The sequence below is a fragment of the Sphingomonas bacterium genome (genome assembly GCF_903643065.1).
Taxonomy (GTDB): Bacteria; Pseudomonadota; Alphaproteobacteria; order Sphingomonadales; family Sphingomonadaceae; genus Sphingomonas.
In genome coordinates this window covers 1-9,601 of record NZ_CAHJWX010000036.1, presented here as the reverse complement: position 1 = coordinate 9,601, position 9,601 = coordinate 1, and the positions used below count along the sequence as shown (strand labels likewise).

The 9,601-nt window shown below is 68.5% G+C and carries 12 protein-coding genes and 1 riboswitch; all 12 genes read right to left on the bottom strand.

The annotated features are described in order from the left end of the window. Window positions 1-826 (bottom strand): glycine cleavage system aminomethyltransferase GcvT (gene gcvT / locus HUU95_RS02590; protein ID WP_254602578.1); only part of this gene is annotated, 826 nt, incomplete at its 3' end. Window positions 827-1,011: 185 nt separating this feature from the next. Beyond that, window positions 1,012-1,101: riboswitch (glycine riboswitch) on the bottom strand. A gap of 7 nt (window positions 1,102-1,108) precedes the next feature. Beyond that, on the bottom strand, window positions 1,109-1,411 hold the full coding sequence (locus HUU95_RS02585; protein WP_174278669.1) for an ATP synthase F1 subunit epsilon: 303 nt from the start codon (window positions 1,409-1,411) through the stop codon (window positions 1,109-1,111). A 5-nt stretch (window positions 1,412-1,416) separates the two neighbouring features. After that, entirely contained in the window at window positions 1,417-1,719 is a 303-nt protein-coding gene (locus tag HUU95_RS02580) for a hypothetical protein (protein ID WP_174278668.1), read from the bottom strand. A 31-nt stretch (window positions 1,720-1,750) separates the two neighbouring features. Next, a complete protein-coding gene (atpD, locus tag HUU95_RS02575; RefSeq protein WP_174278667.1) occupies window positions 1,751-3,232 on the bottom strand; it encodes a F0F1 ATP synthase subunit beta in 1,482 nt (493 codons plus the stop codon). 8 nt (window positions 3,233-3,240) lie between these two features. Further along, a complete protein-coding gene (locus HUU95_RS02570; protein ID WP_174278666.1) occupies window positions 3,241-3,594 on the bottom strand; it encodes a DUF2442 domain-containing protein in 354 nt (117 codons plus the stop codon). Continuing rightward, a complete protein-coding gene (locus HUU95_RS14750; RefSeq protein WP_368039789.1) occupies window positions 3,513-3,749 on the bottom strand; it encodes a DUF4160 domain-containing protein in 237 nt (78 codons plus the stop codon). The genes HUU95_RS02570 and HUU95_RS14750 overlap by 82 nt, the downstream gene beginning before the upstream one ends. 19 nt (window positions 3,750-3,768) lie before the next feature. After that, window positions 3,769-4,665, bottom strand: a complete 897-nt coding sequence (locus HUU95_RS02560; protein ID WP_174278664.1) for a F0F1 ATP synthase subunit gamma — start codon at window positions 4,663-4,665, stop codon at window positions 3,769-3,771. Window positions 4,666-4,819: 154 nt separating this feature from the next. Then, the gene (gene atpA, locus HUU95_RS02555) at window positions 4,820-6,349 is read right to left on the bottom strand and encodes a F0F1 ATP synthase subunit alpha (protein ID WP_174278663.1); all 1,530 of its coding nucleotides are present in this window, start codon (window positions 6,347-6,349) and stop codon (window positions 4,820-4,822) included. 31 nt (window positions 6,350-6,380) lie between these two features. Then, window positions 6,381-6,929, bottom strand: coding sequence for a F0F1 ATP synthase subunit delta (locus HUU95_RS02550; protein WP_174278671.1), 549 nt, complete (start codon window positions 6,927-6,929; stop codon window positions 6,381-6,383). 499 nt (window positions 6,930-7,428) lie between these two features. Then, window positions 7,429-7,722, bottom strand: a complete 294-nt coding sequence (locus tag HUU95_RS02545; protein ID WP_254602577.1) for a hypothetical protein — start codon at window positions 7,720-7,722, stop codon at window positions 7,429-7,431. A gap of 98 nt (window positions 7,723-7,820) precedes the next feature. After that, window positions 7,821-8,699, bottom strand: a complete 879-nt coding sequence (gene hflC, locus HUU95_RS02540) for a protease modulator HflC (protein ID WP_174278662.1) — start codon at window positions 8,697-8,699, stop codon at window positions 7,821-7,823. Further along, the coding region (gene hflK, locus HUU95_RS02535) for a protease modulator HflK (RefSeq protein ID WP_174278661.1) at window positions 8,696-9,601 on the bottom strand (906 nt) is incomplete at its 5' end. The genes hflC and hflK, both read right to left, overlap by 4 nt.

The following is a 9,601-nucleotide window of genomic DNA, read 5'->3' as shown; positions in this document are numbered from 1 at the left end:
GGGTCGCGCCGGGGAAGTCGGCGGCCTCGCGGCGGCGCCGGCCCAGCGCGAAGCCCAGATCGGCCATCACCGGCGTCGTCGCCTCGTCGAGGTCATGGCCGTAGAGCGGCAGCCCCGCCTCCAGCCGCAGCGAGTCGCGCGCTCCCAGCCCGATCGGCCGGACCTCCGGCTCGGCGCACAGCAGGTCGGCGATCCGGCCCGCGTCCGCCGCGTCCAGGCTGATCTCGAACCCGTCCTCGCCGGTATAGCCCGAACGGCTGACATAGGCGTCGGCGCCGGCTAGCGTGAAGCGCCCCCCGGTCAGGAAGACGAGCGCGTCGACGCCCGGCGCGTGCCGCCGCAGCACGTCCGCCGCCGCCGGCCCCTGCAGCGCCAGCAGCGCACGTTCGTCGAGGTGGTTGAGCGTGATCTCGTCGGGCAGATGCTCGCGCAGATGGGCGATGTCGTCCCACTTGGTCGCGCCGTTGACGACCATGTAGAGGCCGTCCGGCCAGCGGCTGATCATCACGTCGTCGAGGATGCCACCGCCCTCGTTCAGCAACAGCGAATAGCGTTGCCGGCCGAGCGCGAGGCCGGCGATGTCGCCGGGCACCAGCGCCTCCAGTGCGGCGTCGACGCCCTCACCCGACAGCAGCAGCTGGCCCATGTGGCTCACGTCGAACAACCCGGCCCGCTCGCGGCACCAGGCGTGCTCGGCCATGATCCCCTCATATTGGATCGGCATGTGGTAACCGGCGAACGCGACCATGCGCGCACCGCGCACGCGGTGCCACGCGTCAAGCGGCAGGCGCTCGGTCTCGGGTCCGTCGTCGGGCGCGGCCTCGATCGCGACGATCTCGGCTTGTCCCGTCTGGGGATCGGTGATGGACAGATCGCTCACGATCGAGGCTCCGGCGCAGGGGCGCGCAGCCGGCCGGATGCCCGCCTGATCGCCGCCCCCTCTGTCGCTTGGAACCTGAGAGCGTTGCCCCTTCGGTGGCCCGTTCGCACGAGCGCTTTCCAGAGTGCCGTGGCCCCTGCGCGGTCCCGGGTGCCTGAGAGTTTCCGGGGTGGTTGCTCCTTCGGTGGCCCCTCGAAGGGGCGCTCTCCCGCGCGGGAGTGACCTCGCCTAGGCGATGTCGGCCGGCCGGCTCTGGCGGGGCGCCGCGCCCAAGTCAATCGCGTCGACCTGCTCGGCGAGCACGGTCAGGCCTCGGTCGCTGACCTCGGCGAAACCGCCGCGCACCGTCACGGTCTCCGCCGCGCCGCCGCTGGTCCGGTAGACGGACAGCGCGCCGTCGCGCACTGTGGACATGAACGGCGCATGCCCCTCCAGCACGCCGAAGTCGCCTTCGGTGCCCGGGACGGTAACCATGTACACGTCCTCGCTGCGGACGAGGCGCTCGGGAGTGACGAGTTCGAAGTGGAGCATGGGACCTACAGCTTGATGATAGCGAGAACCACGCCGGCGATGGCGATCTGAGACCCGATGACCGTCGTGATCAGGCTGCTACGCAGCTTCTCAAGGTCGGCTCGCAGCTTCTCGACCTCGGTACGGGTCTCCTGACGCGACAGATCGATCTCGCTCTTCAACGACAGCCGAACAGCCTCAAGGTCGAGCTTCGAGGCGGCACCTTCCGTTACGGAACGGCCGATCGCAGCGGCGATCGCCTCCGCCTGCTCGACCGGCAATTCCGTCGCCTTCAGGTCGCGGGCGATCGAGAGGGTGTCGATGTTCACCCGAACATCCTAACCGATCGCCACGCGGGCGTCACGCCTCCTGCGCCATCTTCTCGGCCTTGGCGACCGCCTCGTCGATGCCGCCGACCATGTAGAAGGCACTCTCGGGCAAATGGTCATACTCGCCCGCCACCACTGCCTTGAACGAGCGCACCGTGTCCTCGATCTGCACGAACTTGCCCTCGATCCCGGTGAAGACCTGGGCGACGAAGAAGGGCTGCGACAGGAACTTCTGGATCTTGCGGGCGCGCTGAACCGTCAGCTTGTCCTCCTCCGACAGCTCGTCCATGCCCAGGATCGCGATGATGTCCTGGAGCGACTTGTAGCGCTGCAAGATCGACTGGACCGCGCGCGCTGTCTCGTAATGCTCCTGGCCGACCGTTCGCGGCTCCAGCACGCGGCTGGTCGAGTCGAGCGGATCGACGGCTGGGTAGATGCCCAGTTCGGAGATCGCGCGGCTCAGCGTCGTCGTCGCGTCGAGGTGCGCGAACGAGGTCGCGGGCGCCGGATCGGTGAGGTCGTCGGCGGGAACATAGATCGCCTGCACGCTGGTGATCGAGCCCTTGTTGGTCGACGTGATCCGCTCCTGCAGCGCGCCCATGTCGGTCGACAGCGTCGGCTGGTAACCCACCGCCGACGGGATGCGCCCAAGCAGCGCGGACACCTCGGCACCGGCCTGGGTGAAGCGGAAGATATTGTCGACGAAGAACAGCACGTCCTGGCCTTCGACGTCGCGGAAATATTCGGCGATGGTCAGGCCGGACAGCGCGACGCGTGCGCGCGCGCCCGGCGGCTCGTTCATCTGGCCGAACACCAGCGCCACCTTAGAGCCCTCCGACGTGGCGTTGCCGTCCGCGTCCTTGGCGATGACGCCGGCGTCGAGGAACTCGTGATACAGGTCGTTGCCCTCGCGCGTCCGCTCGCCGACGCCGGCGAACACGGACACGCCGCCATGGCCTTTGGCGATGTTGTTGATCAGCTCCTGGATCAGCACCGTCTTGCCGACGCCGGCGCCGCCGAACAGGCCGATCTTGCCGCCGCGCGCATAGGGCGCGAGCAGGTCGATCACCTTGATGCCCGTGACCAGGATCGCGCTCTCGGTCGACTGGTCGACGAACGCCGGCGCCTGCGCGTGGATCGGCGAACGATGCGTCTGGTCGACAGGACCGCGCTCGTCGATCGGCTCGCCGATGACGTTGAGGATGCGCCCCAGCGTCGCGGGACCGACGGGGACGGTGATCTGCGCGCCGGTGTCGCGCACGGTCTGGCCGCGCGTCAGCCCCTCGGTCGCGTCCATCGCGATCGTGCGCACCGTGCTCTCGCCCAGATGCTGTGCGACCTCCAGCACCAGGCGCGTGCCGTTATTGTCGGTCTCCAGCGCCGACAGGATGGCCGGCAAGTTGCCGTCGAAATGCACGTCGACCACCGCGCCGATCACCTGCGCGATGCGGCCGGTATTGTTGGTCTGGCCCGTCGATTGGGTCGGGCGGATATCATCGGCTACGGTGGCCATGTTAGTCCTCAATTCACTGTCCAAAAGCCGTTTCCGGCGACGATCTCGGTGTGCATGGCATCTGGCGCCATATCAGGGTCTTCGTTCGGCCAACTCACCGCCCCATGGGCGATGCCGACCTGCTTGAAATAATCATCGTCTGCCAGTTTGGCGAAGACCCCATGCAAGGCAGTCCGTGCGAACCTTACCTCACCTTCGACACCGTCATCATAACGCACGAACAACGTCAGTGGCGCGGTCGCCTCGACGTGCCGCACATGCGGTAGCGGAGGGCCAACCGTTACGATGTCGTCGTCTCCGTCGATCCAGTCCTCGTCGCCTCCCAGACCATCATCAACAGATCGCCATTCAATGCGCTCCATTGCTGCACCTTTCGTAACGATCGGCGATCAAGGGCGCCGCCAATCAGTTCTCCCGTCTCTATAGCAAACTTGGCTTCGCGCCCATCCTTCCATGCGTGGAAGTGAGGCGGCGCGTGATCGTCAGGGTAGATGACGATGCGCACGCCATCGACCATGACGACGGTCGGCATCGCTCTACAACGCCTCCGCTCCCGAGATGATCTCCACCAGTTCGGTGGTGATCGCGGCCTGGCGGGTGCGGTTATACTGGATGGAGAGGCGCTTGATCATGTCGCCGGCGTTGCGGGTGGCGTTGTCCATCGCGTTCATCTGCGCGCCGAAGAAGCTCGCCTGGTTCTCCTGCATCGCGCGGAAGAGTTGGACGGCGAGGTTGCGGGGGAGGAGATCGGTCAGGATCGCTTCCTCATCGGGCTCGTACTCGACGGCGGCGTCGGCGCCCGACTGCGACGTTGCCGACGCCGATGTTGGCGAAGGTGCCGCGGATTCGACGGGGATAAGCTGCACCTGCGTCGGCTCCTGCACCAGCGCCGACACGAACCTGGCATAGAACAGGTGTGCGACGTCGAACTCGCCGGCGTCGTAACGGCGGACCAGATCGTCGGCGATCGCGCGGGCGTCGTCGAAGCCGGGGGTCTTGATCGCGGAAAGGTCGGCGTCGTGCAGGATCGCGTCGGGGTAGAAGCGGCGCAGCACGCGGCCCTTCTTGCCGGCGAGGTAGAAGCGCACGGTCTTGCCCTGCGCTTCCAGCGTCTGCGCGGTCCGGCGCGCCGCGCGGACGATGTTGGTGTTGAACGCGCCCGCCAGCCCGCGCTCCGACGTGGCGACGACGAGCAGCTGGACCTGATCGCGGCCCGTCCCCGCCAGCAGCCGCGGCGACGACTCGCTGACCGTCACCCGGCTCGCCAGCGACTGGAGCACCGCGCCCAGCCGCTCGGCATAGGGCCGCCCCGCCACCGCCGCGTCCTGCGCGCGGCGCAGCTTCGCGGCGGCGACCATCTTCATCGCCTTGGTGATCTTCTGCGTCGACTTCACCGAGCCGATGCGGATCTTGAGGGCCTTGAGGGATGCCATCTGCCGGTCGCCGTCCTGCCTACCTCGTCATGCTGAACTCGTTTCAGCATCCATGCGTACCATCAGGGTCGGCGCGCGGACTGCCGTCGCGCATGGACCCTGAAACAAGTTCAGGGTGACGCAGCGCCCGGAGGCGCTGTCACCCACCATCAACCTACGCGAACGTCTTGCCGAACGCGTCGAGCGCGCCCTTGAGCTTGGCCTTGGCGTCATCGCCCAGATCGCGCGTGTCGCGGATCGTGCCCAGCAGCTCGGCGTGATTGGCGCGCAGGTCCGCCAGCATCGCCGCCTCGTAGCGGGTCACCGCCTCCACCGGCACCTTGTCCAGATAGCCGCCGGTGCCGGCGAAGATCGACGCGGTCTGCTCCTCGAACGGCAGCGGGCTGAACTGCGGCTGCTTGAGCAGCTCGGTCAGCCGGGCGCCGCGCGCGAGCAGGCGCTGCGTCGAGGCGTCGAGATCGCTGCCGAACTGCGCGAACGCCGCCATCTCGCGATATTGCGCCAGCTCCAGCTTGATCGAGCCCGACACCTTCTTCATCGCCTTGGTCTGCGCGGCCGAGCCGACGCGCGACACCGACAGGCCGACGTTGATCGCCGGGCGGATGCCGGCGAAGAACAGGTCGGTCTCCAGGAAGATCTGGCCGTCGGTGATCGAGATGACGTTGGTCGGAATATAGGCAGACACGTCGCCCGCCTGCGTCTCGATGATCGGCAGCGCGGTGAGCGAGCCGCCGCCCTCGCTGTCGTTCATCTTGGCGGCGCGCTCCAGCAGGCGCGAGTGGAGATAGAACACGTCGCCCGGATACGCCTCGCGCCCCGGCGGACGGCGCAGCAGCAGCGACATCTGGCGATAGGCGACCGCCTGCTTCGACAGGTCGTCATAGACGATCAGCGCGTGCATGCCGTTGTCGCGGAAATATTCGCCCATCGCGCAGCCGGTATAGGGCGCCAGGAACTGGAGCGGCGCGGGGTCGGACGCGGTGGCGGCGACCACGATGGAGTAATCCATCGCGCCCTGCTCGGTCAGCGTGCGGACCAGCTGCGCCACGGTGGAGCGCTTCTGGCCGACCGCGACATAGACGCAATACAGCTTCTTCTTCTCGTCGTCGCCGGCGTTGACGCCCTTCTGGTTGATGAAGGCGTCGACCGCGACGGCCGACTTGCCGGTCTGGCGATCGCCGATGATCAGCTCGCGCTGGCCGCGCCCGACGGGGACGAGCGCGTCGATCGCCTTGAGGCCCGACTGCATCGGCTCGCTCACCGACTGGCGCGGGATGATGCCGGGCGCCTTGACCTCGACGCGGCTGCGCTTCTCCGCGACGATCGGCCCCTTGCCGTCGATCGGGTTGCCCAAGCCATCGACGACCCGGCCGAGCAGGCCCTTGCCGACCGGCACGTCGACGATGGTGCCGGTGCGCTTGACCGTGTCGCCCTCGCGGATCTCGGCGTCGGAGCCGAAGATCACGACGCCGACATTGTCGGCCTCCAGGTTGAGCGCCATGCCCTGCACGCCGTTGGCAAAGGCGACCATCTCACCCGCCTGGACATTGTCGAGCCCATAGATGCGCGCGATGCCGTCGCCGACGCTGAGCACCTGGCCGGTCTCGCTGACCTGCGCCTCGGTGCCGAAACTGGCGATCTGGTCCTTGATGACCTTGGAGATTTCCGCCGCGCGGATGTCCATTGCTTAGCCTTTCCTGTGACGGCGCGAGCCGTCAGCCTTTCATTGCGCTGCCGAGCGCGTTCAATCGGGTACGGATGGAGGAGTCGATCATCTGCGAGCCGATGCGGACCACCAGCCCGCCGAGCAGCGCGGGATCGACCGACAGATCGACGCTGACCTCGCGGCCCAGCCGCAGGCGCAGCTGTTGCCGAAGCTCGCGGACCTGTTCCTCGTCGAGCGGATGGGCGCTGGTGACCGACGCGGTCGCCTCGCCGCGATGACGCGCGGCCAGCTGGCGGAACGCGCGGCTGATCTCGGGCAGCGCGCCCAGCCGGCGGTTCTCGGCGAGCACGCCCAGGAAGCTGCGCGTGGTGGCATCGACGCCCAGGCTGTCGGCGGTGGCGAGCACCGCCTTGACCGCCTGCCCGCGCGCGACCAGCGGGCTCGCCGTCAGCGCGCGGAACTCAGCCGACTGGTCGAGCGCGTCGCGCACGGCGGCAAGGCTCGCCTCGACCGCCGCGATCGACTTGCCCTGCTCGGCCAGCTCGAACAGCGCGATCGCGTAGCGCCCGCCCAGGCTCGCCTGCAACCCGCCGCCGATATTGCCGCTGGATGCCTCCACGGATGCCTTGTCCTTACCTGGCCCAAATGGTTCGCCCAAGGACCGGGCGCGCGAGAAACGCGCTCACCGGCGGGCTGGCTGGGCGACTAGCATCGGCCCCACGCCAGCGCAAGCGGCCGCGCCGGCCGGTCTTGCACCGGCGCGGCGGGCTGGCCACGCCATCGACGACGCGACGGTGCCGGTGGCCAGCAGCCGCCTGCTCGCCGCCGTCCGGCCCGATGCGCGGCTGGCGATCGTGCCGGGATCGGCCACGAGATCGCCGAGACCGGCGGGCACAGGTTGTCGTCACGGCCTGGCTGGCGCGTTGACCACCGGTCGCGGCGGCTGCGCGGTTACGATGGGTCGGTTTGGCGGGCTGAATTGGCCGACGGCTCGACCAAGCCGAGCGTCATTCCCGCGAGGTGCGCTGCTTCCGATGACGTGCGCCATCCCGGCGGTGTGTCGCCGGGATGGCGCTAACCCTCGTCTTGATCGCGGCTTAGCGCGACGATGGCTTGTCGTCGGTCGCTTCCACGATACCGACGACGGCGCCGACGAAGACCAGGAAACCGATCAGCGCATAGGTGCCGCCACCGACCAGCGCGTTGCTCCTGCCGGCGGGCGAACCGGCGCGCGCCGCACGGGCGACCGATAGCGACGCCGCCGGGTTCGCGGCCGCGAGAACCGGAGAAGCGACCAGCGACGAGGCCGCGAACAAGACAGAAAGCGCATGACGACGCATGGAATGGCCCTCCCGCAATAACGGAACCGTCATGTTGCCGCGACGCGGCATGGACGCAACCCGTGTTGGCTCCTGTGCGGCGTTTTTCCACGGCAGTGATGCATGTTGGCCGCAGCCGCTCGCCGCTCCCGCAGAGAGCGGCGCGCCGCTTATTTGCCCCGTCCCTCGAACTGCCGCAGATAGGCGTTGTTGGGCGACAGGATGATCGAGGTCGCGCCCTGCCCCTGTGCCGCCGCCGCGCCGCCGCCCAGCGAGTAGCGGTAGGACTGCATCGCGCGGTAGAAATCGTAGAAATCGGGGTCCTTGCTGAAGCTGGCGGCATAGATGCGCGCCGCGTCGGCGTCCGCCTGCGCGCGCGTGATCTGCGCGTCCTTCTGCCCTTGCGCGCGGATGGTGATCGCCTGCTGCTGACGCGCAGTGCGCATCCGGGCGAGCGCGCTGTCGAGCGGGCTGCCGGCGGGCAGGTCGGCATGCTTGATCCGCACGTCGACGATCTGGACGCCATATTGCCGCGCCAGCACCTGCAGCCGGGTGCGGATGCCGATCATCACCTGATCGCGCTCGGGCGTGAGCAAGGTCGCGAAATCCTGGTTGCCCAGCTCCGCGCGGATCGAGCTGCCGAGCAACGGCTGGAGCGCCGCGCTCACCTCCGTCTCGGTCGAGCCGGTCGAGCCGGTCGCGGTCACCGCCTTGAGCGGATCGACGATGCGGAAGCGCGCGAACGCGTCGACCTGCAACGGCAGCTGGTCGCGCGAGAGCACCTGCTGGTTGTCGTTGTCGACGTCCAGGATGCGCTTGTTGACCCAGACCAGCCGGTCGACGAACGGGATGCGGACGATCAGCCCGGCGCCCGTGCGGCCGAACACCTCGCCCGCATGCCATTCGTTGACGGTCGCGACCGGGTTCTCCAGCCGCAGGATCACCGCCTGGTCCCATTCGGGCACGATCGCCACCGTCTTGGTGATCAGGATCAGCGCGGCGATGGCGATCGCCACCCAGATCAGCGGCTGCTTGAGCGACGCGTTCACTGCTGCCCTCCCGTCGCGGGCGCGGTCGCCGTGACGGACGCATCGGCATCGGGCGCGCGGCGCATCCGATCGAGCGGCAGGTAGGGCGTCACGCCCGGCGCCTCCACCACCGTCTTGTCCGACTTGGCGAGCACCGCCTCCATCGTCTCGTAATAAAGCCGCTTGCGCGTCACGTCGGGCGCCAGCTTGTACTGGTCGTAGATGCGGTCGAACTCGGCCGCCTGACCCTCGGCGGCCAGCGTCTTCTGGTGCGCGTAGGATTGGGCCTGGTTGCGCAGGCCCTGCGCGTCCTGCTGCGCGGCCGTGACGTCCTTGAACGCGGCGTTGACGGCGGACGGCGGCCCGACCTGCTTGAGCGCGACGCCCTGGACATGAACGCCGGCGCGATAGCCGTCGAGGATCTCCTGCATGCGCCGCTGCACCTGCGCCTCGATCAGCGCGCGGCCATTGGTCAGCGCCTCGTCGAGCGTGACGTTGGCGATCACCTCGCGCATCGCGCTTTCCGCCGACGCGCGTACCGTGTCGCGCGGCTTGGCGATCTGGAACACGTACATCTGCGGGCTCTGCACCGTCCAGCGGACGGAATAGCTCAGGTCGATGATGTTCTGGTCGCGCGTCAGCACCAGGTTCTCGCCGCCGCCGTCGGGAAAGTTCTCCAGCCGGTTCGACTTGACGTCCACCACCGTCACCTGCGCGATCGGCGCGGGCAGCGTCAGCCGATAGCCGGGCTCCAGCGTACCAGCATAGCGGCCGAAATCGGTGACGACGCCCAGCTGCTGCGGGCCGATCGCGTGCACGGTGGTGAACAACAGCCACAGCAGCACGACGATCGCGACGCCGAGCTTCCACAGCCCGGGCGCGTTGGCGCCGCCCCACGGCGCGCCGCCACCCCCGCCGCCGCC

Excerpts from the sequence above, each read along its gene's own strand:
- HUU95_RS14750 (WP_368039789.1), bottom strand. The coding sequence starts at position 3,749 with ATGGTCGATGGCGTGCGCATCGTCATCTACCCTGACGATCACGCGCCG.
- atpD (WP_174278667.1), bottom strand. The coding sequence starts at position 3,232 with ATGGCCACCGTAGCCGATGATATCCGCCCGACCCAATCGACGGGCCAG.
- HUU95_RS02585 (WP_174278669.1), bottom strand. The coding sequence starts at position 1,411 with ATGCTCCACTTCGAACTCGTCACTCCCGAGCGCCTCGTCCGCAGCGAG.
- HUU95_RS02570 (WP_174278666.1), bottom strand. The coding sequence starts at position 3,594 with ATGGAGCGCATTGAATGGCGATCTGTTGATGATGGTCTGGGAGGCGAC.
- HUU95_RS02560 (WP_174278664.1), bottom strand. The coding sequence starts at position 4,665 with ATGGCATCCCTCAAGGCCCTCAAGATCCGCATCGGCTCGGTGAAGTCG.
- atpA (WP_174278663.1), bottom strand. The coding sequence starts at position 6,349 with ATGGACATCCGCGCGGCGGAAATCTCCAAGGTCATCAAGGACCAGATC.
- HUU95_RS02545 (WP_254602577.1), bottom strand. The coding sequence starts at position 7,722 with ATGCCGCGTCGCGGCAACATGACGGTTCCGTTATTGCGGGAGGGCCAT.